A 24,781-nucleotide genomic window follows, 5' to 3' on the forward strand; every position below is an offset into this window, starting at 1 on the left:
GCACCGAACAGCTCGCCCCGGAGGAACCCGCGCCATGGAGCCTCAGCTTCAGATCGGCCCGCACGCCGTGCGGCCGCCCGTCGTGCTCGCCCCGATGGCGGGCATCACGAACGCGCCGTTCCGGACGCTGTGCCGGGAGTTCAGCGGGGGCAAGGGCCTCTTCGTCAGCGAGATGATCACGACGCGCGCCCTGGTCGAGCGCAACGAGAAGACCATGCAGCTGATCCACTTCGACGAGACCGAGAAGCCGCGGTCCATCCAGCTGTACGGGGTCGACCCCGCGACCGTCGGCAAGGCGGTCCGCATGATCGCCGAGGAGAACCTCGCCGACCACATCGACCTGAACTTCGGCTGCCCCGTCCCCAAGGTCACCCGCAAGGGCGGCGGCTCCGCGCTCCCGTACAAGCGCCCCCTGCTGCGCGCGATCCTCCGTGAGGCCGTCAGCGGCGCCGGGGACCTGCCCGTCACGATGAAGATGCGCAAGGGCATCAACGACGAGCACATCACCTTCCTCGACGCGGGCCGCATCGCCGTCGAGGAGGGCGTCACGGCGATCGCGCTGCACGGCCGCACCGCCGCCCAGCACTACGGCGGCACCGCCGACTGGGACGCCATCGCCCGCCTCAAGGAGCACGTCCCCGAGATCCCGGTCCTGGGCAACGGCGACATCTGGTCCGCCGCCGACGCGCAGCGGATGATGAAGGAGACCGGCTGCGACGGAGTCGTCGTCGGCCGTGGCTGCCTCGGCCGCCCCTGGCTCTTCGGCGACCTGGTGGCCGCCTTCGAGGGCACGGGCGCACCCAAGGCCCCTGACCTGCGCGAGGTCGCTGCCGTCATGCTGCGCCACGCGACGCTCCTCGGCGAGTGGATCGGCGACGAGGCGCGCGGAGTCATCGACTTCCGCAAGCACGTCGCCTGGTACCTGAAGGGCTTCGCTGTCGGCTCCGAGATGCGCAAGCGCCTCGCGATCACCTCGTCCCTCGCCGAACTGGAGGACGGGCTCGGCGAGTTGGACCTCGACCAGGGGTGGCCGACGGGCGCGGACGGGCCGCGCGGCCGTACGTCGGGCAACAACCGCGTGGTCCTGCCGGACGGCTGGCTGAAGGACCCCTACGACTGCGCGGGCATCAGCGAGGACGCGGAGCTGGACACGTCCGGCGGCTGATACGCGCGCCTTTGGGCGCGCGGGGCTGTGACATTTGCGGCTCCGCCGCGTGGGCGCGACCAGCCACATCCGGCCCGCGGACGCATACGTTTTCCGGCGGGAGCGCTACGCCAGTGTGACCGTGACGGGAAGTTCCTTGATCCCGTTCACGAAGTTCGACCGCACCCGCCGCACCTCACCGGCCACGCGGATGTCCGCCAACCTGGGCAGCAGCTCCTCGAACATGATCCGCATCTCCAGGCGGGCCAGGGAGTTGCCGAGGCAGAAGTGCGGGCTGCCCTTGCCGAAGGTGACGTGGTCGATGTTCTCGCGGGTGACGTCGAAGCGGTACGGGTCCGGGAAGACGTCCGCGTCACGGTTGCCGGAGGCGAACCACAGCACGACCTTGTCGCCTTCCTTGATCAGCTTTCCTCCCAGCTCCACGTCACGGGTCGCCGTCCGCCGGAAGTGGTAGACGGGCGAGGCCCAGCGCAGGCACTCCTCGACGCCGCCCGGGATGAGGGCGGGGTCGGCGGTGAGCCTGGCGCGCTCGTCCGGATGGTTGATCAGCGCGAGCATGGAGTGCGAAATGGCGTGCCTGGTCGTCTCGTTGCCCGCGACGACGAGCAGCAGGAAGTAGTTGTCGAAGTCGGTGTCGGAGAGCGGGACTCCGTCCTTCGGCGAGTTGTTGACCAGCGTGCTCACCAGGTCCGTGCCGTCACCGCCGCGCCGCTTGGCGGCCAACTTCCGCCCGTAGTCGAAGACTTCGAGCGCGGCGGGGGAGCGGAAGGGCAGATCGCGGTACCGCTCGCTCTCCGCGCTGTCCAGGAGCACGTCGGCGTAGTCGGGGTCGGTGTTCCCGATGATGCGGTTGCCCCAGTCGATGAGCTGCTGGGTGTCCTCCCCGGGAACGTCGAGCATCCGGGCGAGCACATTGATGGGGAAGTCGGCCGAGACCTCCCGCACGAAGTCGAAGGTCCCCTTGGGGAGCGCGGCGTCGAGCGTACGGGCGGTGAGTCCGCGCAGGAACGTCTCGTACGTCGCCACCGCGCGCGGCGTGAACTGTTTCTGCAGGATGAGACGCATCGCCCGGTGGCGCATGCCGTCGGTCTCCAGGAGGGATCGGCGCAGGGCGATCTGGTCCTCGTCGACCTCTTCGAGGTTCGTGAACCGCATCGAGGTGAAGGTCTCCGGGTCGCGGTCCACCCGCACGATGTCCTCGTGCCGGGTGACCGCCCAGAAGCCGGAGTTGGGCGCGGGCTCGGGCTGCCAGTGGACGGGGTCCTCCCGGCGCAGCACGTCGAACATCCGCCAGGGGAGCGCGCCGTCGGTGAACTTGTCGTTGTCGGAGAGATCGACGTCGGACAGCGCGAGGGGCGCGGGCCCCGTGACCGTACTCATGGACGTACTCCTTCAGAAGGGAGGGGCGGTCAGATGAGGAAGGCGTACTCCGTGAACTCCCACTCGGTGATGTGCTGCTGGAAGCGTTCGATCTCGTTGCGCTTGTACGTGACGAAGGCATCGGTGAACTCCGCGCCCAGGAGCCCGGTCAGTGCCTCGTCGGCCTCCAGGGCGTCGAGCGCGGCGCCGAGCGTGCCGGGGAGGCGGGGCGCGGAGTTCTCCTGGTAGCCGTAGCCCTCCAGGGGCGCGGGCGGGTCCGCCTTGTCGCGGATGCCGAGGAGCAGGGCGGCGACGGTGCCGGCTATGGCGAGATAGGCGTTGGCGGAGGCGTCGCCGAGTCGCAGCTCGAGCCTGGTCCCCGCCCCCCTCTCGGGCGGTATCCGGAGCATGGCGCTGCGGTTGTCGAGGCCCCAGTCGATCAGCCAGGGGGCGAGGGTGTCGGGGCCGAAGCGTTTGTAGGAGTTGACGGTCGGGTTGAGCAGGGCGCTGAGCGCGGGCGCGTGGCGCAGGAGTCCGGCGATGGCGTGCCGGGCGGTCGCGGAGAGGCCGTCGGCGGCTCCCGAGCCCTCGAACACATTGTGTCCTGCGGCATCGACGAGGGAGACGTGCAGATGGAAGCCGGAGCCGCCCAGTCCGTTGAACGGCTTGGCCATGAAGGTCGCGAGCCGCCCCTCCCGGCGGGCGATCTCCTTGACGGCGGCCTTGAAGCGGAAGGCGCGGTCGGCGGCGTCCATGGCGGCGGAGTGGTCGAGGTTGATCTCGAACTGCCCGCCGTCGAACTCGTGGTTGCCCGCGATGACGCCGATGCCGAGGTCTGCGAGCGAGCGCAGGGTGCGCAGGAGATGCCCGTCAGGGTCACCGCGTCGGCCCGCGCTGTATACGTTGCCGGTGGCGCCGCCGTACACGGACCACCCGGAGTGCGATGCGGGGTCGGCCTCGCACAGGAAGTACTCCAGCTCGGGCCCGACGATGGGGGTGACGGCGCCGTCGGCGTACTCGTCGGCGCTCTCAAGTACGCGCCGCAGCAGAGCGCGTGGCGATTCCGGGGCGGGCTCACCGGTCGCGGGATCGAAGGTGTCCCCGAGACACCAGGCGACGCCGGGTTCCCAGGGCAGCGCCTGGAGCGTGGACAGGTCGGGCCGTACGGAGACGTCCGGCAGCCCGGCCTCCAGCCCGCCCGCGACGGGTACGACATCGCCCTGGGGAGTGGTGTGGTAGACGGCGCGGCAGAAGGAGAGTCCGTGGCCGCAGGCGCTCGGCAGATGTCCGACGAGAATGTCCCGGCCGCGGTCGGCGCCTATGAGGTCGGGGTAGATGACGCGGACGATGTCCGTGCCTTGGGCGCGCAGCGCTTCCACTGTCTCTGAGACTGTCGCTTCACTCACCCGGATTCCAGCCTTTCTGCGGGGTGGATCGGGGGTATCGTTTGAGACCAAACGATAGGAATCCGCCGGGCTCCGCGCAAGCCCTCCGGGCGGGTTGGGCGGGAACTGGGCTTGCCCTGCGCAGACTTCGGCGCCGTAGGGGCTCTCCCACCCACCCGCCCGATTGCCCCGCGTCTACCTCTGGACGAACAGGCTTTCCCGCCCACCCGCCCGATCGCCCGCCATCGAGACGTGAGGGGACGTGTCGGGATTTCCGCCCGGAGCACGGTTCGCGGCGCTCCCCCGCCGAAGCAGACACGCGCCCACCGGCGGATGGCGAGGACGGACATCCCGGCGCGGCCCCGCCCCACAACCGAACCCGCACCGCACCCCGTGGCGCCCTGGCTCCCGCAGGCATATCGTACGGACCCAAACGACAAAGAAGGAGCCATCCCATGCCCGGAGTTCAAGGATTCTTCCCGCCCAAGACCGCGACGGGCCGCTCCTCGCTCATCCCGGCCCCGCCCTGGCACTACTCGGGCGACCTGCTCACCGTCGAGTACCGCACCGACCCGGCCAGGGTCCGCGAACTCCTCCCCACCCCGCTCGACCTGGCGGCCGACGACCCCGGCGCCGTAGCCCTCATCTGGGCCGACTGGCAGTCCTGCGGGGACTCCAAGGAGGAGCTGCTCGACCCGGTAAGGGCCCAGTACAAGGAGTGCTTCGCCGTCGTGCGCTGCGGCTACCGCGGCCGTACCTACTCCCGCTGCGTCTACATCTGGGTCGACAAGGACTTCGCCATCGCCCGCGGCAATCACCAGGGCTACCCGAAGAAGCTCGGCTCGATCCACCTGACCCGCCCGCACCCCTTCGGCCCCGCGCCCCGCATCGAGGAGGGCGCCACCTTCGGCGCCACCCTCGCCGCCGCCGACCGCCGCCTCGCCCAGGCCGTGGTGGCCCTGCGCGAACCCTCCGAGACGAACGGCTTCGTCAACGCCCACCCCATGGCCCACCACCGCCAAATCCCCGCCATCGAGGGCAAGGGCCTTGCCCTCGACGAACTCATCGCATCCGGTGCCGCTTCCTTCGAGGGCGGTCAGCCCTGGTCGGGCGAGGCCGAGCTCGACCTCTTCGACGCGCCCACGGAGGAGCTTGCCGCGCTGACGGTCGAGGAGCCGATCGGTGCGTACTACCGCCAGGTGGGCGTGACGTGGAACGGCGGAACGCTGCTGGAGAGCGGCCTGTAGGAGGGAACGCGAGCCCCCCAGCAGCTACTGCCCCCCAGCAGCTACTGCCCCGCAGCCGCCGACCCGATCCCCGCATACGTCTCCGGCCGGGCCCTCCGCAACCACAGCCCCCACACGATCCCCGCCGCCGCGGCGACGAGAATCAGGGACGGCAGGATCCACCGCAGCGGATTGCCGGACGAAACCCCCAGCTGGACGCTGAAGTTGGTCAGGGCGAGCCAGAAGAAGACCGCGAGCGCGACGCCCGACAGGAGTGGGGCGACAAGCCGGTTCCAAAGGGGCTCGCCCAGGTCGTCGTCGCCGCCGTCGTCGCGGCGGCGCGCGAAGTAGGCGACGACAGAGGCCGACGTGGCGAGCAGGAGCAGGATGACGCCGAGGGCGCCGAGGTTGGTCAGCCAGGTGAAGACGTCCATCACAGGGTCGCGCCCGGCGAGCGCGAACACGCCGATGACGGCGAGACTGAGCGCGGTCTGGAGCAGGGAACCCCGGTGCGGAGACCCGTGCCGCGGGTGGATCACCCCGAGCCCGCGCGGCAGCACACCTTCCCGCCCGAGTGAACGGGCGTACCGCGCAACGGCGTTGTGGAACGAGAGCAGCGCGGCAAGCAGGCTGGTGATGAGGAAGAGCTGCGCGAAGTCGGCGAAGGTCGAGCCAAGGCCGCTGCTCCGGCCGCTGAGGAAGAACAGCATCTCAGGACCCTGCTCGGCCGCGACCTTCGTGGCCTGCCCGGTACCGGCGCCGCTGATCATGGCCCACGCCGTGGCCGCGTAGAAGACACCGATGAGCCCGACGGCGATGTACGTCGCCCGTGCCACGGTCCGGCGCGGATCACGGCACTCCTCGCTGTAGAGCGCCGCCGACTCGAAGCCCATGTACGCGGCGAACACGCAGCACAGCGCGACCCCGAGCGAGCCGTCGGTGGCGGCGCCCCAGGTGAGCGGAGTGGCGGAGATGCCCTCGGGCGCTTCGGCGAACTGCCCGATGTCGAAGACGAGCACGGTGCCGAACTCGAGCACGAGCAGCACGGCGAGCACCTTCACGCCCAGGTCCACGCGCCGGTACCCGAGCGCCCCGACGACCACGACGCACGCGAAGACGAGCGCCCACCAGGGGATGTCGACGCCGGTCTTGGAGTCGATGAACTGCGCGGTCGTCGCTCCGAAGAGCCCCGCGATGCCGATCTGCATGGCGTTGTACGCGAGCAGCGCGACGAAGGCGGCGCCGACACCGGCGGTGCGGCCGAGCCCCTGGGCCGTGTACGCGTAGAACGCCCCGGCGCCGGTGATGCGCCGGCTCATCGCCGCGTACCCCGCGCTGAAGAGGGCGAGGACGACGCCGATGAGGAGGTAGAGGAGGGGTATGCCGAGGATCCCCGTGACGCCGAGGGACTGCGGTATGCCACCCGCGGCCACGGTGAGCGGGGCCGATGCCGCGACGACGAAGAAGACGATGCCGGTGACGCCGATACGGCGCTCGGGAGCGGAGGCGGGGGCGGAGGAGAGGGGCGGCGCGGGCGTGGGCGTGCCGGGGTGATCGATGGCCATACCGGGACTCCGGGGAGGAGAGGGGAGGAGAGAGGAGGGCGTATCCACTGGAAACGCGTTATCGTTTGAGCCCGTACGAATTCGAGTGGCGCTGATGGTACGGACGCGTATGCGCCCCGGCAAGAGGTCTTGGCAGACTGTGGCCGTCGGCCGGAACCACAGCGGACGCGCGAGGCGCAGGAACGAGGAGATACGGACGTGACGGGCTACCGCACCATCCGCGAGACCGAGAAGGCGGTCAGGGCCAAGCTCGGCGGCACCCCCGTCAAGTACGAGCAGATGGCCGCCGTATCGAACATCTACCGCGCGGCATCGGCCGTCCGGCAGCACTTCGAGAACTCCGTGCTGCGCGGGGCCGAGCTGACGTGGACGTCGTTCGTGGTCCTCTACGTGGTCTGGATCTGGGGAGAGATGGAGACGCGGTACGTCGCCGAGGAGGCGGGCATCTCCAAGGGCACGCTGACCGGCGTTGCCCGGACACTCGCGGGCCGGGGCCTCCTGGAACGCCGGGGCCACCCGGACGACGGACGGCTCGCGCTGCTGCGGCTCACGGAGGAGGGCGAGCGGCTGATGGAGAAGGTGTTCCCCGCCTTCAACGCGGAGGAGGAGTTCGTCGCCGACGGCTTGACGGACGAGGAGTGCAGGACGCTTGCCGATCTGCTGCGGAAGATCGTGGTGCAGACGGAGGAGAAGGGGGACGAGCGGAGGGTGGAACTCCTGGACGGGGCTGAGCCGGCTCCTCGCCGGAGTGGCAGGCGGGCCAAGGAGTAGGTCTCATCCGGTGCCCGGCCGACCGGCCCCTCCGCGCCTTCCGGGGGCGTGGCTTCGGATGAGGGAGACGGAACGGCCGGGTCAGCCCTCGCCGTCCGCGTCGTAGCGGGCCAGTACGGGACGCCGTGGCGGGTTCCCCGTGCTCGTGGAGTTGTTGAAGATCGCCACTCCCGCCGCGAGGACGGTCCGGGTGCCGGGGATCAGTCGTGTCGTGGCGATGTCGAACGGCTGCTTGAAGTCGTACTTCCGCTCCGGCTTCGGCACCTCGGACGGCTCGGGCAGCCGGCCCGGGTCGCGCAGTTTGCGCACCTTCCCGCCCTCGGTGCGGCGCGTCCGCGAGTCCAGGAGGAGCCCGCCGGTTCCGTCGGGGACGGTCGTGGCGGTCGTCAAGGCCCGGCCGAGATCGGGAGCGCGCACTTTCCTCCACGTAGTGCCGTCACCGGTCAGCACGATGGTCTCGTCGTCGGGCTCCTCGTCCACCTCGCCGTGGTTGAATTCGTGGCGGCCGAGTGCCCAAAGACGGTCGCTCACGGGGTCGTGGACGATGGTGTCGAGTGCGGCGGACGGCGCGGGCGGTACGGGGTCGGGGAAGTGGAACGAAGGGGTGCCGAGCTGCTGCCAGGCGCCGTCCGCCCACCGGGCTGTGGCGGGCTGTGGGTAGCACTCCCCCTGACCACACCCGGTGTCCACCGAACCGGCCACCCAGACGCGGGGGGTGCTGTCCTCGGCGGACGAGGCGGACGAGGCGGACGCGGCAGCGAGGGCGGCGGCACGGAAGGGCAGAGGGGGAACATCCCAGCGTTTCCCGTCCCAGTGCACCACCTTGCCGTAGGGGCTGAGCCAAAGGTGCGCCCCCGAGGCCACACACCAGGCGCCTTCTGTCGCCCTGCCCGACCATTCGCCGCCCGTGGCCGGGGGATCGGGCAGCCGCTGCCACGACCCGCCTTTCCGGTGGAACACGGCGAGTTGTCCGTCCTGCCCCGTGTCCTGCCCCGTGTGCTGTGCGAGCCAGATCTCGCCGGGCGCGCCCGCGGCCAGTGCCCAGGAGGATCGTCGGCCGCCCGCGATCAGCTCGTCGGGCGGCGCGGGCTCGCTCCATCGCTTCCCGTCCCAGTGCTCGAGGAACGGGGTGGAGGATTGCTTCTCCCGCGCCCCCAGCAGCCACACGTCGTCCCGCGACGTGACGGCCAGCGCGAGGTAGGAGGCGCTGTGCTCGGGGGAGAGGTGCGTATAGCGCCAAGCCTCGCCCGTCGATCTGGCCGAAGCGGTGTCGGCGGCGGGCGGGGCCTCGCCAAGCCGGGCGATGTCAGTGGTGGACGGGCTGGGCGAAGGATGACTCTTCCCCGTCCCGCCCGACTTGCCGTCCTTGGCACAACCGGTCAGCACTGAGGCCCCGGCGACAGAGACCCCGGCGAGAGCGACCCCGCCGATGAGCGTGCGCCGGGTGGGCAGGGAAGCGTTCATGCGCAACGACTGTAGTACCGGCCCGCCGGCCAACGGGCCCCAGGGCACGGGGAAGGCGCGAGCACAGCGCAGCACGGCCCACCGGCGCCTCAGTCACTCGCATCACTGTCGCAGGCGCAGGCGAGCGGACGTCCCGCCCGGCCGGGTGTCGGGCGGCAGGACAGAAGATGTACTTGCGAACATCGGGAAGGGGCGGGGTCAGGGAAGAAGGGGCGGGGCCAGGGATAAGGACGCCGCTTGAACCAGCGCCCCGAACAACCCCTGTTGCGCCGCATCCGCCGCGGCGGTGTCCTCCGGGTGCCACTGGATCGCCACGAACCACCCTTCTCCGTCCGGGAGTTCAAGTGCCTCGATGGTTCCGTCGGCCGCCCAGGCGCTGGGGGCGAGCCCCCGCCCGATCACCTCGACGCACTGATGGTGGAAGCAGGAGACGGACACCGACTCCGCGCCGCCCAGCGCACACGCCACCGCGGAGCCCGCGGCGACCCGCACGGAATGCACCACATGCCGATGTGCCCCCGCCCCCGTGCCCGCCCCTGCGCCCGCCCCCGCCCCCTCCGCCCCACCCATGTCCTGCCGAAGCGACCCGCCCAGCGCGACGTTCACCACCTGTAGCCCCCGACAGACCGCGAGGAAGGGCAGGCCGCAGGCCAGGGCGTGCCGGGCGAGGGCGAGGTCGAACGCGTCCTGGGCGTCGTCCACGTCGTACACGGACCCGTGCACTTCAAAGCCGCCCCCGTCCGCCGCGTACCGCCACGGCGCCAAGTCCCCGCCCCCGGGCAGCAGCAGCCCGTCGCAATGAGCCAGCCGCGCCGCCACATCGTCCGGCGGACCCGGCAGCATCATGAACGGCTCACCGCCCGCACGGAACACCGCCTCCGCCAACGCCCGCGCCGTCACCACGGCTTCGTACCGAAGAGCCGAAGTCGACTCCGCATATCGCTGGGGCAAGGCAATGAGGGGGCGCAGACTCACAGTTGGATCCACGTCGTCTTCAGCTCCGTGTACTTCTCCACCGCGTGCACCGACTTGTCCCGCCCGTTCCCCGACTGCTTGTAGCCGCCGAACGGCACGGTCACGTCGCCCTCCTCGTAGCAGTTGACCCACACCGTCCCTGCGCGCAGGCGGCGGGCCACCGTGTGCGCGGTCGACAGGTCCGAGGTCCAGAGACCCGCCGCGAGCCCGTACTCCGTGTCGTTGGCGAGCGTGACCGCATCGTCGAGCGAGCCGAAGGTGAGGACGGAGAGGACCGGGCCGAAGATCTCCTCGCGGGCGAGCGGCATGTCGGGGGTGACCCGGTCGAACACGGTGGGCGCGAAGTAGCTACCGCCGGGGACGACTTCACGCCGTACGCCCCCTGCGCGCAGCCGCGCGCCACTTTCCCCGCCCCGCCGCACGTGCTCCTGGACGGACTCCACGCGTGCGGCGCCCGCAAGGGCGCCCATCTCCGTGGCGGGGTCCAGCGGATCGCCCACCCGCAGGGTCCCGGCCCGTTCGACTACCGCCGCCGTCACCTCCTCCGCCACCGACTCGTGCACGAGGAGCCGCGAGGGCGCCGTGCACATCTCGCCCTGGTTGAAGAAGATGCCCCAGGCCGCGGTGGATGCCGCCGCCGCGAGGTCGGGGGCGTCGGGCAGGATGATGTTGGGGGACTTGCCTCCGAGTTCGAGCCAGACGCGCTTGAGGTTGGAGTCGGCCGCGTAGTGGAGGAACTGGCGGCCCACCGCGGTGGACCCCGTGAAGGCGAGTACGTCCACGTCCGGATGGCGGCCGAGCGCGCGGCCCGCGGTCGGGCCGTCGCCCGCGACGACGTTCAGGGCGCCGGGCGGAAGCCCCGCCTCGTCGGCGATCCTGCCCAGCAACAAGGCGGACAGGGGCGTGAGTTCGGAGGGTTTCAGGACCACCGTGCAGCCTGCCGCGAGTGCCGGGGCCAGCTTCCAGGCCGCGAGCGTCAGGGGGAAGTTCCACGGGACCACCGCGCCGACGACGCCGGACGGCTCGCGGGTGACGAGGGCGAGCGCTTCGGGGTCGGTGTGCGGGGCGGTGTCGGTCAGCTTGTCGGCGAGCTGGCCGTACCAGCGGAAGGTGTTGGCAAGGGCGCGCAGCTCGACGGCGTACGACTCCGTGATCGGCTTGCCGTTCTCCAGGGTGACCGTGAGGGCGAGAGTGGAGCGGTGCTCTTCGATGAGAGCGGCGATCCGAAGCAGGGTCCGGCCCCGGTCTGCGGGGGAGAGGCGCGGCCAGGGACCCGAGTCGAAGGCGCGGCGGGCGGCGGCGACGGCCAGGTCCACCTCCTTCTCGCCCGCGTCCGCGACAAGGGCGAGCGTGCGGCCGTCGCGCGGCGAGACGACGGGGAACGTACTCCCCGAGCCGTCCGCGTCGGCGCCCGCGATGCGGTGCCGGGTGGGGAGCGCGAGCGCTTCCGCCCGGCGTATCCAGTCCTGATGGCCGCTGGTGGACAGGGCGTCGTCCGGCATGGATTCCTCCTGGGGTATTTCGTTTGAGTTCAAACGGTAGCTGAACCGTGCGGTCCGATCGAGGGGTTGACCCCGTCACCCCGCCGCTCCTAATGTTGTTTGGGTTCAAACGAACTGGAGGAAGTCATGGCTCCCCCCAACCCCGCGCACCCGGCGAACCACCCGTACGCGGCGGATCCCTCGCACACGGCGACCGTCGCAGGTGTCCGCGTGGACACCCGGCACTGGATCGGCGGGGAGCGCGTCGCCTCTGCCTCCGGGGTCGCCTCCGCCTCCGCCACCTTCACCGACCACTCGCCCCTCGACGGCACCCCGCTCGCCGAGATCGCCCGCGGTGGCGCGGAAGAAGCGCGGGCAGCCCTCGCCGCCGCCCGCGAGGCCTTTCCCGGGTGGGCCGCCACCCCGCCCGCCGAGCGCGCCCGGCTCCTGCACGCGGTCGCCGACGGAGTCGAGGCCCGCATCGAGGACCTCGCCGCCGTCGAGACCGCCGACAACGGCGCGCTCCTGCGCTCCCACCGCCGCGGCGTCATGCCCCGCGTCGCCCACAACCTCCGCTACTTCGCCGACCGCCTCCTCGGCCTCGCCCACGAGGACTTCGAGACCAGGGGGCACACCAACCACGTGAGCTGGGACCCGGCGGGCCCCGCCGTCCTCATCACGCCGTGGAACGCGCCGCTGATGCTGGCCAGTTGGAAGATCGGGCCCGCGCTCGCCGCCGGGAGCACCGTCGTCCTCAAGCCCGCCGAGTGGACCCCGCTGACCGCCTCGCTCTTCGCGGACATCGCGCACGAGGCGGGGCTTCCGGCCGGGGTCTTCAACGTGGTGCAGGGGTACGGCGCGGAAGTGGGCGAGGCCCTTGTCGCCGACCCTGACGTGCGCCGGATCAGCTTCACCGGGTCCGTGCCCACGGCTCGGCGGATCGCGGCGACCGCGGGCGCGCACCTCGTGCCCTGCAGCTTCGAACTGGGCGGCAAGTCGCCGCTGCTCGTCTTCGCCGACGCGGATCCGGAGCTCGCGGCCGACCTCGCCGTCGAGCAGTTCGACAACGCGGGACAGGTCTGCCTGGCCGCCACCCGCATCCTGGTCGAGGAGTCCGCCCGGGACGCATTCCTCGGGCACGTTCTTGACCGGGTAACGAAGCTGACTCAGGGAGATCCGCGCGACGAGGCCACCGACATAGGGCCCAACATCCATCCCCGGCACGTCGAGCGCGTCGACGGATTCGTACGGCGCGCCCTGGACGCGGGCGCGAAGGCCGTCATCGGCGGCGCCCGCAACACCGAACTCGGCGGCAACTACTACCTCCCCACCCTCCTCACCGACGTCGCCCAGGACTCCGAGATCGTGCAGGAAGAGGTCTTCGGGCCCGTCCTCACCCTCCAGACCTTCCCCGACGGCGACGAGGACGAGGCCGTACGCCTCGCCAACGACACCCGCTTCGGCCTCGCCGCGACCCTCGCCACCGGCGACCGCGAGCGCGCCGCCCGGGTCGGCGCACGGCTCGTCGCCGGCACGGTCTGGGTCAACTGCTTCTTCGTACGCGACCTCTCCGCGCCCTTCGGCGGCTCCCGCGATTCGGGGATCGGGCGCGAGGGCGGCGACTGGTCCTTCGACTTCTACTGCGACCTGAAGAACACCGTGACCGCCTCGAAGGGATGGGTCCGCCATGGGTGAGATCGTCGGGGCGGGGCTCCTCGCCCACGTGCCCACCATCGTGCTGCCCGAAGAGACCCGCAAAGAGCTCAACGAAGGCCGCGAGATCAGCCTCGTACCCGGACTGCGCCGCCTGCGCGAAGAGGTCTTCGAGACCCTCGACCACGACACCGTCGTCGTCCTCGACTCGCACTGGGCCACCACGGTCGAGTTCGTCGTCTCCGCGCATGCACGCCGCGCCGGTCTCTTCACCTCGGAGGAGCTGCCGCGCGGCATGTGCAGGATGCCGTACGACTATCCGGGAGACCCCGAACTGGCAGCCTCGATCACGGAGTTCGCCGACCGGCACGCGACCTGGGTCACCCCGATCGACGACCCGTACCTGCCGGTCCACTACGCCACGATCAACCTCTGGAAGTACCTGGGCGAGGGCCTCCCGGACAAGAAATGGCTCTCGATCGGGGTCTGCCAGACCGGCGACACCGAGGACCACCTGCGCCTCGGCCGCGCGCTCGCCGACGGGATCGCCGCACTGCCCGACCGCAAGGTCATCCTCATCGCGTCCGGCGCGCTCTCGCACACCTTCTGGCCGCTGCGGCAACTGCGCGCCCACGAGTCGAGCGAGCCCTCGCACATCCGCACGCCCGAGGCGAGGGCCGCCGACGAGCAGTGCGTCGAGCGGCTCGAACGCGGCGACCACGCCACGGTCCTGCGCACCATGCCGGAGTTCCTCACCCACAAGCCCGAGGCGCGCTTCGGCCACTACCTCATGATGATCGGTGCTCTCGGAGAAGAGCGGTGCTCCGCACCCGGGCGCGCCTTCAGCGACTACGAGAACTCGGTGGGCACCGGCCAGATGCACCTGTGGTTCGACCGTCCGGCCGAGGGCTGGACCGCCACCCCCGACGCCCCCGATGACCAAGCCGAGAGTGAGGCCTCCCCCGTATGACGACCACCACCGTCGAATACCGCCGCATCCTCCTCGAAGGCGCCGCAGCCCAGGTCGTGCGCGAGGGCGACGAACTGGTCGCGGCCGACGGCCGCCGGGTGAAGGCGACGGAGGCGCACCACCTCCCGCCCTCCCGCCCCTCCAAGGTGATCGCCGTCCACCTCAACCACCGCAGCAGAGTGGAGGAGTTCGGCGTCAGCCTGCCGCCCGCGCCCACCTACTTCCACAAGCCGGTCTCGGCGCTGAACGCGCACGGCGGCGCGGTCGTCCGCCCCGAGGGCTGCAAGTACCTCAACTACGAGGGCGAGATCGGCATCGTCATCGGCCGCACCTGCCGCAACGTCGCCCCCGCCGACGCGGGCGCGTACATCGCGGGCTACACCGTCGCCAACGACTACGGACTGCACGACTTCCGCGACACCGACGCCGGTTCGATGCTCAGGGTCAAGGGCTCCGACACGCTCTGCCCGCTGGGTCCTGGCCTCGTCACGGGGTGGGACTTCCGTTCCAAGTACCTGCGGACGTACGTCAACGGGGACCTTGTGCAGGACGGTTCGACGGACGAGATGGAGTGGGACATGCACTATCTCGTCGCCGACATCGCCCGCACGATCACGCTGGAGCCGGGCGACGTGCTCCTGTCCGGCACCCCCGCCAATTCCCGGCCCGTCCGGCCGGGAGACGTCGTCGAGGTCGAGGCCGAGGGCCTGGGCCGCCTCACGAACCACATCGTCACCGGCCCGACGGCCATCCGCTCCGACGTCGGCGCCCAGCCCACTCAGTCCGAGGAGGTCGTCTCGACGGCCTTCGGAGGCGACTGGGAGTTCCGCGGCCAGCGGGCCCCACGCCGCTGAATCCCCCACACTGCAAAGGGAGTTCACATGCTCAAGGTGACCGTCGACCTGGATGTCTGTCAGAACCACGGCCAGTGCGTCTTCGCCGCCCCCGACGTCTTCGCACTCGACGAGGACGGCCATCTCGTGTACGCCGAATTGCCCGACGAGGCCCTGCGCGCCGACGTGGAGGACGCCGCCGACGTCTGTCCGCTCCAGGCCATCCGGGTCGAGGGCTGACCCGCCGTGGCCTCGGCAGAACCGGCGGGATCTACAGGATCGGCGGGAATCGCCGTCGTCGGCGCGTCGCTCGGCGGGCTGCGGGCGGCCGAACAGCTGCGGGCTGCGGGGTGGGAAGGGGTGATCACGGTGTTCGGTGATGAGCCCCATCTCCCTTACAACCGGCCTCCGTTGTCCAAGGAGGTCCTCGCGGGCGAGGCCTCGGCCACGGTCACGGCGCTGCGTCGGCGCCCCAGTGTCGACGACGTGGAATGGCGGCTCGGCTCGGCGGTCCGGTCCGCCGATCTGTCCGGGCGCACGCTCACCCTGGCCGACGGTTCGGTTCATGGGTACGAGGGCCTAGTGGCCGCTACAGGGGTGCGGCCACGCAGGCTTCCCTTCACCGGGGGTCCGCCACGACATGTCGTACGGACGCTGGAGGACTCGGCGGCGCTGCGTTGTGAACTGGGCTATGGCGTGCGGGTGTTGGTGATCGGATCGGGCTTCATCGGCTGCGAGGTGGCGGCCACGGCCCGCAAGGCGGGGTGCGAGGTGATGGTCGTCGCACCGGAGGCGGAGCCGATGATGCTCGCGTTGGGCGAGGAGCTCGGGCGGGCTCTGCGGCGGCGGCACGAGGCGCGGGGGGTTCGGTTCCGGATGGGGCGGCTCGTCGCGGAACTGGTCGACGGCTACGTGGTGTTGGACGACGGGAGCGAGTACGCGGCCGATGTCGTCGTCGAGGCGGTCGGCTCGATGCCCAATGTGGAATGGCTGAGGGCGAGTGAGGGGGGCGGGGGTGTCGGCCTCGATCTGACGGACGGCATCCTCTGCGACGCGCATCTGCGGATCGGGGGGCTCCCGTACGCGGTGGCCGTGGGGGACGTGGCGCGCTTCCCGAACCCCCGCTACGGGGCGCTCGCGCGGCGGGTCGAGCACTGGTCGATGCCGGGGGACTGCGCACGGCACGGGGCGCGGGTGCTTGTGGCCGGGCTCGGGGGAGGTGAGCACGGCTTGGCGCCGTTCGCGCCGCTGCCGTCGTTCTGGAGCGACCAGTTCGATGTGCGGGTGCAGTCGTTCGGGCTGCCGGGGGTGGGGGAGCGGGTCGAACTGCTTGAGGGGGACGCGGGCTCGCCGGAGGGGGACGTGATTTACGGGTACTACATGGGGGAGCGGATGGTGGGGGTGGTCGCCCTCGGTGGCCCTAAGGCCGTGGGTCTGGCTGGGCGTTATCGGGCGGAGCTGATGGTGTTGCCGGAGGGGGAGAGGGTGCCGTAGGGGCGGGCCCTGCGGGGCTTTCCCCAATCCCGCCCCTTCCCGAAACCATGGGGCTCCGCCCCCTGGACCCCCGAATAGATGGCCTCAAACGCCGGGCGGACTGAATATATCCAGCCCGGCCGAGATCATTCAGCCTGTCCGGCGATTGAGGACGAACTCGGCGAAGCCGGTGATCAAGGGTAACCAAGACCCCGAGTGCCTGGCCCCCGCTACCCCCCAACCGCGCTCAGCAGAGCCAGCGGCGCCGCAGCCGACCGCGACTCCCGTACACACGCATGCGGGTAGGGAACCGGCCCCGGATAGCACTCCCGTCCGTACCCCGCGATCACCTCCGGCAGCCGGTCGCCGCCCCGCGTCGCCGCCGCCACCAGGCCCCGTGCCACGGCCCGCGCCTCGTCATGGAGGCCGTATCGCGCGAGCCCCAGGGTGATGAGGGCGTTGTCGTGCGGCCACACCGAACCCCGGTGGTAGGAGAGCGGGTGGTACGCCGGCTGTCCGGCGGCCAGGGTGCGGACTCCCCAGCCCGAGAAGAAGTCCGGTTCCAGGAGACGGCGGCCCACCGCCTCTCCGTACTCCTTGTCCAGGAGTCCCGACCACAGCAGATGCCCGGCGTCCGATGCGAGCGCGTCGACCTGCTGCCCTTCGCCGTCCAGGGCGAGCGCGGGGAAGCCCTTCCCCGGCATCCAGAAGTCCCGCTGGAAGCGGTCCCGCAGGTCGGCCGCCGCCTGCGTGAGCAGGTCCGCGTACACCGCGTCGTCCCAGACCGTGCGCGCGAGCCACGCCGTACGGCCGAGGGCGTCGTACGCGTATCCCTGCGCGCCCGCCGCCATCACCGGGCCCGTGGCCCGGCTGCCGTCGGCGGAACAGATCGCGCCGGGGGAGTCCTTCCAGTTCTGGTTGGCGAGGCCGCCCTCGTCCGCGCGGTAGACGAGGTAGCCGCGCGAGGTGAGCCCGCCGTGGTCGAGGATCCAGCCGACGGCGGCCCGCGCGTGCGGCTCCAGGCGGCGGGCCAGGGCCGTGTCGCCGGTCTGCTCCGTGTACGCGCCGAGCAGGACGAGGAAGAGCGGGGTCGCGTCGACCGAGCCGTAGTAACGCCCGTAGGGCACCTGCCCGAAGTGCGCGAGCTCCCCGTGCCGCACCTCGTGCACGATCTTGCCGGGCTGGGCGACCGCACCCTCGGTGGCCTCCGTGGCCTGGGCGGCGGCGAGCGCGGGGAGCGTCGCGGCGGCCAGGCGCGGCAGGTAGGGCAGGGCGAAGAGCGAGGTCATGAGGGCGTCGCGGCCAAGGAGCGTCACGAACCAGGGGACTCCCGCCGCAGGGACGCTCAGCGCCTCGCCGTCCGGTCCTGACGCGGGCACCTGGAGTACGGCGAGGTCCGCGAGACCCCGCTCGCACGCCGCGGCCAGCTCCGGCCAGCCGCCGGGGATCTCGATGCCCTTCGCGAAATCGGCTTCCAGGGAGGTGAGCTGAGCGGAGGCCTCCGCCGGTCCCGCCGGTACCTGTGGCGTCGGCGCCTCGTGCGGATGCGCCGCGACACGCAGTGCCACCTCCGCGGTGCCGTGCGCGTCGAGGTCGAGGGTCCAGACGAGTCGTCGCGCTCCGGTCCCCGTCTCTTCGACCGCCTCCGGCGCGGGTTCCGCCGTCACGGTCGTACGGGAACACCACTCACGGCGCCGGTAGGCGAACTCGATGCCCTGGATCGCCTCGCCCTCGTCACCGCCGATGACCTTGCGCGAGCGGACGGCGCCCGACTTCGCGTACGTACGGTGGTCGGACCGCAGCTCGAACTGGTCGGTGAAGTCGGCGTCCACGGTCAGCGCGAGACGTACGGTCGTCGGCACCGGGCGGTTGCACGTGACGCGCAGCGACTCCACGAACGCGCCGTCCGTGACCGCCTGTTCGCGGAAGATCGTGCAGGACGCGGGCTCCTGCCTGCCGCCGCGCGGGACGAGTACGCAGCGCGCGACACCCGCGTCCGCGTCGGCGTCCGACACCGGCGCGAGGATCTCCGGGACGACCCCGTCGACCGTCAGCTGCCAGCGGCTCAGGTGCCGTGCGTCGCGCACGAACAGACCGCCCGGGGCCGTCCCGTCCCGCACCCCGGTGATGTCGCCACCCGGGCCGAGGGCCGCGAACGTACCGCCCCGCACGAGTGGTTGACGCTGATCAGTCATCCCTTAACCCCTCACTCGTCACCGCCGCGCCGGGCCCTTCGGCGGGCCTTCCGTGCGGCTCGTCGTCACGCCCGGCGGGATCGTCGAGCAGCAGATCCAGGGCGAGCGCGGCGCTCCAGCCGAAGCCGCGCGCACCGCAGCCACGCCCCGTGTACGGGTCCACGTACTCCGCGAACCCGGACTCCCCGGCCACATCGAGCAGCGCTCGCCGCAGTCCGTCCGCCCGCGCGCGCTCGCCGTGCAGTCGAAGTCCCCGCTCGAGAAGCCAGTTGGTGTTGAACCACGCGGGTCCGCGCCAGTACCGCCGCGGGTCGAAGGCGCTCGCGGTGAGGTCGTAGCTCGGCACGAGCCGCGCGGGACCGCCGAGGCCGAAGTGCGGTCCGCACACGGTCCGTACGAGGGCGGTGGCGACGCGGCGCGGCAGCGCGGGCAGGATCAGCGGTACGAGGCCGCCGACCCCGCGCTCCGGCACCAGCTCCCCGGCCTCTTCTCCGGAGCGCAGGTCGCGGCAGAGGAAGAGGCCGCCCGCCGGGTCCCACAGCCGCTCCACGAGGGTCCCGGTGAGTGCTTCCGCCCGGGATTCCCGCGCGCCGGACGCGTCGTGCAGACCCAACTCGGCCTCGATGCGAGCAAGTGCGTACTCGGAGGCGATCAGGAGCGCGTTGAACGAGGGGTCCTCGACGGCGAACTCACCCGCGCCGCCGGTGAATTCTCCTGCCGCACCGGTGAATCCGCCCGTCCCGTCGGCGTAACGGCGATCTCGGTAGTCGGCTGCGAGTCGCACATACCTGCCGTAGTCGAGATCGGTCGGCCGGTCCTCCGCTGCGCCGTGGTCCAGATCGGCGCGGCGGTACGCGGCCGGGTCCGCCGGGGTCACCCGGCTCAACGGGGCGTCCCAGCAAGGGCTGTTGTCCATCCCCTGCTCCCAGGGGTGGACGACGGAGGCGAGCCCCGCGCCGCCCACGTCCCTGTGGTGCAGCAGATAGTGGTGCCAGGCGGCGAGCCGCGGGTGGGCGCGGGCCAGGAAGGAGCGGGCGCGGGAGAGACCTGGGTCGGCGCGGTGGACGAGCCAGGCGGCGAGCGCGTGGACCGGCGGCTGCACGATGCCGGAGGTCTGCACGTCGCCGGGGGCCCCGGCCGCGCGCCCTGCCGTCGTGGAGCGCCAGAAGTCGGGGCTGGGAAAGTAGGCGTCCAGGGGGACGGACGGGTTGAACACGATGTGCGGTACGCGGCCGTCGCCCCACTGGGCGAAGAGCAGCGTCTCCAGCTCCAGCTGTGCTCTTAAGGGGGAGAGATGACGCAGGCCGATCGCGATGAACGCGGAGTCCCAGGACCACTGGTGTGGGTAGAGCTGGCGGGAGGGGACCGTCGACGTGCCCGTCCAGTTGGCCCACAGGACCTCGGCGGCACGCTCGCGCAGCGACGTCGGGACACGGCGGGTGGCAGTGATCAGCTGGGCTGTGCCGCCCACGTTCGTGCGGTCCACACAGATCTCCCCGAGGGGTTCGACGCTCTGTCAGTTTGGTCTCGTCCACCATAGAGTTACGTCTACTTAACACGCAAAACTCAATATGTAACGTGGAGTTGATGAGCGCAAGGGGAGAGTGGATGCCGGACGGCGAAGTGCAGGCGGAGACGCGGGTGGCGGTGCGGGCGGAGTCGGATCCGCAAGCGGCGGTGCCTGCGCAAGCGCGGGCAGAAGCGCGGGCGACGGGGGGACGCGTGGGCGGGCAGCATGCCGGAGCCGGTGACCTGCTCCACCTGGTCCGCAGCGGGCGGGCCACCACGCGCGGCGCCCTTCAGCGGGTCACCGGACTCTCCCGGGCCACGGTGGGCCAGCGCCTCGACCGCCTCTTCCGCGCGGGCTGGCTGCGGGAGGGCACCGGAGGCGCCCCCGACAAGGCGGGCTCACCGCTCGGCGGACGCCCGTCCATCCGTCTGGAGTTCGACGATTCCCACGCGGTCGTCCTCGCCGCCGATCTGGAGACCCGGCACGCCCGCACCGCCCTGCTCGGCCTCACCGGCGAGATCATCGCCGAGCAGGCGGGACCTCTGTCGATCGAGGACGGCCCTGAGGCGGTCCTCGCCGAACTGGGCGTCCGCTTCGCCGAGCTCCTTCGCAAGGCCGGCCGCGCCCCCGAGTCGGTCTGCGGCATCGGGCTCGCCGTGCCGGGGCCCGTGGACAGCGAGACGGGCCGCGTCGTCCAGCCGCCGATCATGCCGGGCTGGGACGGCTACGAGATAAGAGGCCGCCTGCGCCGCGCCTTCGCCGAACAGACGGGCGGGCCCGCCGACATCCCGGTCCTTGTCGACAACGACGCGAACCTCATGGCGTACGGCGAACAGCGCGTCTCGTACCCGGAGTGCTCGGCCTTCGCCCTGGTCAAGGTCTCCACCGGCATCGGCGCGGGCGTCGTCGTCGACGGCACGGTCTACCGGGGGATCGACGGCGGCGCGGGGGACATCGGCCACATCAGGGTGCTTGCGGGGGCGGGGGGCTCCAGGGGCGCACAGGACGGTGGTTCGGCCGCCCTGTGCAAGTGCGGTTCCTACGGCTGCCTGGCCGCCGTGGCCAGTGGCCGTGCGGTGGCCCGCCGGCTGAGGGAGGCGGGCGTTCCCGCGGCCTCGGGGGCGGATGTGCGGGCGCTCCTGGAGGCGGGCAACCCCGAGGCGGTGGGTTTCGCGCGGGAGGCGGGGCGGCACGTCGGCGAGGTTCTGGCCACCGTTGTCACGCTCCTGAACCCCGGCGTTCTGATGATCGCCGGAGATCTGGCCGGAACACCGTTCCTCACCGGGGTGCGCGAACTGCTGTATCAGCGGGCCCTGCCCCGCTCGACCGCTCATCTGGAGGTCGTCACCTCGCGCCTCGGTGAGCACGCGGCCCTCGTGGGTGCGGGAACGCTGGTGGTGGAGCACTTGTACGCCCCGAAGCGGGTGGAGGAGCGTCTTGCCGCGCTCGGCGTATGACAGCCGTGTGTCCGTCTCGATCCGGAGTCCGGATGCTGACATCCGGCCGCTTCAAACGGCGTGATTCTCGCCACCCCTGATAGGGGTTGCGCTCAGATGAGCAGATCTAGGGCGACTGCACTTCTGGAAGGGGTGGCACTCAGTGCCACTGCTCGATCATTCATGAGGTGAACTCACATCTGAGTATGGCCCGCTCATGTGAGCAAAACGCCGAGTCTACGGGGGTGGACCGTTCAAGAATTGAACGAATAATGTCGAGTCGGGCTACCGCCGAGTCACTTTCGATCTACTGGCGGACGGGTGGTTACAGCCGCATGACGCGCAAGTGGACGTACCCAGGTGCCTTCGATCTGGGTATGTTCCTCGCCGTCAGGGCAGCCACCGAGTCCTCGAGGAGTCGAGACCCGTGTCGGAAAACAAAGATCCCCACGTAGCGCACGTTGCGCAGAGCGATGCGGCCGTGAAGTTCGTTTACGACTTCACCGAGGGCAACAGGAACCTGAAGGACCTTCTGGGCGGGAAGGGCGCGAACCTCGCCGAGATGACCAACCTCGGGCTGCCCGTCCCTCCGGGCTTCACGATCACCACAGAGGCCTGCAAGACCTACCTCGCCAGTGGCGAGGAGCCGGTCGAGCTGCGCGACGAGGTGAGTGCGCACCTCGACGCCCTCGAGAAGAAGATGGACAAGAAGCTCGGTCAGGCAAATGACCCGCTGCTCGTCTCGGTCCGCTCGGGCGCCAAGTTCTCGATGCCCGGGATGATGGACACCGTCCTGAACATCGGGCTCTCCGACAAGTCGGTGACGGGCCTCGCCAAGCAGTCCGGCGACGACCGTTTCGCGTGGGACTCCTACCGCCGCCTCATCCAGATGTTCGGCAAGACCGTCATGGACGTCGACGGCGAGCTCTTCGAGGACGCCCTGGAGGCGGCCAAGGCGGCGAAGAAGGTCGTGGTCGACACCGACCTCGAGGCCGCCGACCTCAAGAAGCTGGTCACGAAGTTCAAGAAGATCGTCAAGACCGAGGCCGGGCGCGAATTCCCGCAGGACCCGCGCGAGCAGATGGACCTCGCGATCCGCTCGGTCTTCGAGTCGTGGAACACCGACCGCGCCAAGCTCTACCGCCGCCAGGAGCGCATCCCCGGTGACCTGGGCACCGCGGTCAACATCTGCTCGATGGTCTTCGGCAACCTCGGCCCGGACTCCGGCACGGGCGTCGCGTTCACCCGCGACCCGGCCAGCGGCCACCAGGGCGTGTACGGCGACTACCTGCAGAACGCGCAGGGCGAGGACGTGGTGGCGGGCATCCGCAACACCGTCCCGCTCGCGGATCTCGAGCAGATCGACAAGAAGTCGTACGACCAGCTCATGCAGATCATGGAGACCCTCGAGACGCACTACAAGGACCTGTGCGACATCGAGTTCACGATCGAGCGCGGTCAGCTGTGGATGCTGCAGACCCGTGTCGGCAAGCGCACCGCCGGTGCCGCCTTCCGCATCGCGACGCAGCTCGTCGACCAGGGCCTGATCGACGAGGCCGAGGCGCTGCAGCGCGTCAACGGCGCTCAGCTCGCGCAGCTCATGTTTCCCCGCTTCGACGCGGAGGGGACCGAGGGCGGGAAGGTGACGCAGCTCGGCCGGGGCATCGCCGCGTCACCCGGTGCCGCGGTCGGCAAGGCGGTCTTCGACTCGTACACGGCCATCAAGTGGTCGCGTTCGGGCGAGAAGGTCATCCTCATCCGCCGCGAGACCAACCCCGACGACCTCGACGGCATGATCGCCGCCGAGGGCATCCTCACCTCGCGCGGCGGCAAGACCTCGCACGCCGCCGTCGTCGCCCGCGGCATGGGCAAGACGTGCGTCTGCGGTGCCGAGGAGATCGAGGTCGACACCAAGCGGCGGCGCCTGACCGCCGCCAACGGTGCGATCGTCGAGGAGGGCGACGTCGTCTCCATCGACGGCTCGACGGGCAAGGTGTACCTGGGCGAGGTGCCCGTGGTCCCCTCGCCGGTCGTCGAGTACTTCGAGGGCCGGATGCACGCGGGTGCCGACGACGCGGACGAGCTGGTCGGCGCCGTGCACCGGATCATGGCGTACGCGGACCGAGTACGCCGCCTGCGTGTCCGTGCCAACGCGGACAACGCCGAGGACGCGCTGCGTGCCCGCCGCTTCGGCGCCCAGGGCATCGGCCTGTGCCGCACCGAGCACATGTTCCTCGGTGAGCGCCGCGAGATGGTCGAGCGGCTGATCCTCGCCGACGCGGACGTGGAGCGCGAGGAGGCCCTCAAGGAGCTCCTGCCCCTGCAGAAGCGGGACTTCGTAGAGCTGTTCGAGGCGATGGACGGCCTCCCGGTGACGGTCCGTCTCCTCGACCCGCCGCTGCACGAGTTCCTCCCGGACATCACCGAGCTCTCCGTCCGGGTGGCCCTCGCCGAGTCCCGCAAGGACGCCAACGAGAACGACCTGCGCCTGCTCCAGGCGGTCCACCGCCTGCACGAGCAGAACCCGATGCTGGGCCTGCGCGGCGTACGCCTCGGCCTGGTCATCCCCGGCCTCTTCACCATGCAGGTGCGGGCCATCGCAGAGGCCGCGGCCCAGCGCAAGAACGCCAAGGGCGACCCGCGCGCGGAGATCATGATTCCGCTCGTCGGCACGGTCCAGGAGCTGGAGATCGTCCGCGAGGAGGCCGAGCAGGTCATCGCGGAGGTCGAGGCGACGACCGGCGTGGCACTGAAGCTGGCGCTCGGCACCATGATCGAGCTGCCGCGTGCCGCGCTCACGGCGGACCAGATCGCGGAGGCCGCCGAGTTCTTCTCCTTCGGCACGAACGACCTCACGCAGACGGTCTGGGGCTTCTCGCGCGACGACGTGGAGGCGAGCTTCTTCACGGCGTACCTGGAGAAGGGCATCTTCGGGGTCTCCCCCTTCGAGACCATCGACAAGGACGGCGTGGGCAAGCTGGTCAAGGACGCGGTGAAGGCCGGCCGCGCCACCCGCCCCGACCTGAAGCTCGGCGTCTGCGGCGAACACGGCGGCGACCCGGAGTCCGTGCACTTCTTCCACGAGGTGGGCCTGGACTACGTCTCCTGCTCCCCGTTCCGCATCCCGGTGGCCCGCCTGGAGGCGGGGCGCGCGGCGTCGGACTCGGCGGGCAGCGACCACCGGTAGGTCTCCCGGGCCACCGGTAGAACTCCGGGGCCGACGCCGTGTCCCCGACCCTCACCGATGCGGCATCGGCTCCGGTTCACCAAGAAGGGGCAGCACCCTGTGCGGGGGTGCTGCCCCTTCGGGCGTCACCGTC

General features: G+C 70.9%; 18 protein-coding genes. 10 read left to right on the plus strand and 8 right to left on the minus strand.

Annotated features, from left to right (window positions below; translation table 11 throughout):
- The first annotated feature begins 34 nt into the window (after positions 1–34).
- A complete protein-coding gene (gene dusB, locus ACWFRJ_RS08935) occupies positions 35–1,165 on the plus strand; it encodes a tRNA dihydrouridine synthase DusB (protein WP_383278320.1) in 1,131 nt (376 codons plus the stop codon).
- Positions 1,166–1,270: 105 nt separating this feature from the next.
- Here the strand turns inward: dusB and ACWFRJ_RS08940 are convergent, their stop codons facing one another.
- Together ACWFRJ_RS08940 and ACWFRJ_RS08945 are read right to left on the minus strand one after the other, a co-directional pair.
- A complete protein-coding gene (locus ACWFRJ_RS08940; RefSeq protein WP_453526029.1) occupies positions 1,271–2,545 on the minus strand; it encodes a cytochrome P450 in 1,275 nt (424 codons plus the stop codon).
- A gap of 29 nt (positions 2,546–2,574) precedes the next feature.
- On the minus strand, positions 2,575–3,930 hold the full coding sequence (locus tag ACWFRJ_RS08945) for a glutamine synthetase family protein (protein ID WP_453526032.1): 1,356 nt from the start codon (positions 3,928–3,930) through the stop codon (positions 2,575–2,577).
- A gap of 434 nt (positions 3,931–4,364) precedes the next feature.
- Here ACWFRJ_RS08945 and ACWFRJ_RS08950 point away from each other — a divergent pair, with 434 nt between their 5' ends.
- Complete coding sequence (locus tag ACWFRJ_RS08950) at positions 4,365–5,156, plus strand: acetoacetate decarboxylase family protein (RefSeq protein ID WP_453526035.1); 792 nt, start codon at positions 4,365–4,367, stop codon at positions 5,154–5,156.
- A gap of 41 nt (positions 5,157–5,197) precedes the next feature.
- Here ACWFRJ_RS08950 and ACWFRJ_RS08955 read toward each other — a convergent pair whose 3' ends face one another.
- Positions 5,198–6,700, minus strand: a complete 1,503-nt coding sequence (locus ACWFRJ_RS08955; RefSeq protein WP_453526038.1) for an APC family permease — start codon at positions 6,698–6,700, stop codon at positions 5,198–5,200.
- A gap of 198 nt (positions 6,701–6,898) precedes the next feature.
- Here ACWFRJ_RS08955 and ACWFRJ_RS08960 point away from each other — a divergent pair, with 198 nt between their 5' ends.
- The gene (locus ACWFRJ_RS08960) at positions 6,899–7,471 is read left to right on the plus strand and encodes a MarR family winged helix-turn-helix transcriptional regulator (RefSeq protein ID WP_453526041.1); all 573 of its coding nucleotides are present in this window, start codon (positions 6,899–6,901) and stop codon (positions 7,469–7,471) included.
- Between the two features lie 81 nt (positions 7,472–7,552).
- Here the strand turns inward: ACWFRJ_RS08960 and ACWFRJ_RS08965 are convergent, their stop codons facing one another.
- From ACWFRJ_RS08965 to ACWFRJ_RS08975, 3 genes are all read right to left on the minus strand, one after another.
- Positions 7,553–8,935 carry a hypothetical protein gene (locus tag ACWFRJ_RS08965; protein ID WP_453526044.1) on the minus strand — a complete coding sequence of 461 codons (1,383 nt, stop codon included), beginning with the start codon at positions 8,933–8,935 and terminating at the stop codon, positions 7,553–7,555.
- A 198-nt stretch (positions 8,936–9,133) separates the two neighbouring features.
- On the minus strand, positions 9,134–9,886 hold the full coding sequence (locus ACWFRJ_RS08970; protein WP_453526047.1) for a gamma-glutamyl-gamma-aminobutyrate hydrolase family protein: 753 nt from the start codon (positions 9,884–9,886) through the stop codon (positions 9,134–9,136).
- A 20-nt stretch (positions 9,887–9,906) separates the two neighbouring features.
- The gene (locus ACWFRJ_RS08975; protein WP_453526050.1) at positions 9,907–11,412 is read right to left on the minus strand and encodes an aldehyde dehydrogenase; all 1,506 of its coding nucleotides are present in this window, start codon (positions 11,410–11,412) and stop codon (positions 9,907–9,909) included.
- Between the two features lie 126 nt (positions 11,413–11,538).
- Between ACWFRJ_RS08975 and ACWFRJ_RS08980 the strand changes: the two genes are divergently transcribed.
- The 5 genes from ACWFRJ_RS08980 to ACWFRJ_RS09000 are packed head-to-tail and all read left to right on the plus strand — an operon-like array spanning position 11,539 to position 16,341.
- On the plus strand, positions 11,539–13,086 hold the full coding sequence (locus ACWFRJ_RS08980; RefSeq protein WP_453526053.1) for an aldehyde dehydrogenase: 1,548 nt from the start codon (positions 11,539–11,541) through the stop codon (positions 13,084–13,086).
- Positions 13,079–14,014, plus strand: a complete 936-nt coding sequence (locus ACWFRJ_RS08985) for a DODA-type extradiol aromatic ring-opening family dioxygenase (RefSeq protein ID WP_453526056.1) — start codon at positions 13,079–13,081, stop codon at positions 14,012–14,014. The genes ACWFRJ_RS08980 and ACWFRJ_RS08985 overlap by 8 nt, the downstream gene beginning before the upstream one ends.
- Positions 14,011–14,868: a fumarylacetoacetate hydrolase family protein gene (locus ACWFRJ_RS08990; RefSeq protein WP_453526059.1), complete on the plus strand. Its 858-nt coding sequence runs from the start codon at positions 14,011–14,013 to the stop codon at positions 14,866–14,868. The genes ACWFRJ_RS08985 and ACWFRJ_RS08990 overlap by 4 nt, the downstream gene beginning before the upstream one ends.
- 27 nt (positions 14,869–14,895) lie before the next feature.
- Positions 14,896–15,087: a ferredoxin gene (locus ACWFRJ_RS08995; RefSeq protein WP_453526061.1), complete on the plus strand. Its 192-nt coding sequence runs from the start codon at positions 14,896–14,898 to the stop codon at positions 15,085–15,087.
- 6 nt (positions 15,088–15,093) lie between these two features.
- Positions 15,094–16,341, plus strand: coding sequence for an NAD(P)/FAD-dependent oxidoreductase (locus ACWFRJ_RS09000; RefSeq protein ID WP_453526064.1), 1,248 nt, complete (start codon positions 15,094–15,096; stop codon positions 16,339–16,341).
- Between the two features lie 209 nt (positions 16,342–16,550).
- On the opposite strand, the gene ACWFRJ_RS09005 is transcribed toward ACWFRJ_RS09000, so the two are convergent.
- The gene (locus ACWFRJ_RS09005) at positions 16,551–18,515 is read right to left on the minus strand and encodes an amylo-alpha-1,6-glucosidase (protein WP_453526067.1); all 1,965 of its coding nucleotides are present in this window, start codon (positions 18,513–18,515) and stop codon (positions 16,551–16,553) included.
- Complete coding sequence (locus ACWFRJ_RS09010) at positions 18,508–19,986, minus strand: MGH1-like glycoside hydrolase domain-containing protein (protein ID WP_453527152.1); 1,479 nt, start codon at positions 19,984–19,986, stop codon at positions 18,508–18,510. The genes ACWFRJ_RS09005 and ACWFRJ_RS09010 overlap by 8 nt, the downstream gene beginning before the upstream one ends.
- 116 nt (positions 19,987–20,102) lie before the next feature.
- Between ACWFRJ_RS09010 and ACWFRJ_RS09015 the strand changes: the two genes are divergently transcribed.
- The gene (locus ACWFRJ_RS09015; protein WP_453526070.1) at positions 20,103–21,482 is read left to right on the plus strand and encodes an ROK family protein; all 1,380 of its coding nucleotides are present in this window, start codon (positions 20,103–20,105) and stop codon (positions 21,480–21,482) included.
- 406 nt (positions 21,483–21,888) lie between these two features.
- The gene (gene ppdK / locus ACWFRJ_RS09020) at positions 21,889–24,648 is read left to right on the plus strand and encodes a pyruvate, phosphate dikinase (protein ID WP_453526073.1); all 2,760 of its coding nucleotides are present in this window, start codon (positions 21,889–21,891) and stop codon (positions 24,646–24,648) included.
- Positions 24,649–24,781: the final 133 nt, after the last annotated feature.

The organism is Streptomyces sp. NPDC055239, from assembly GCF_053606205.1.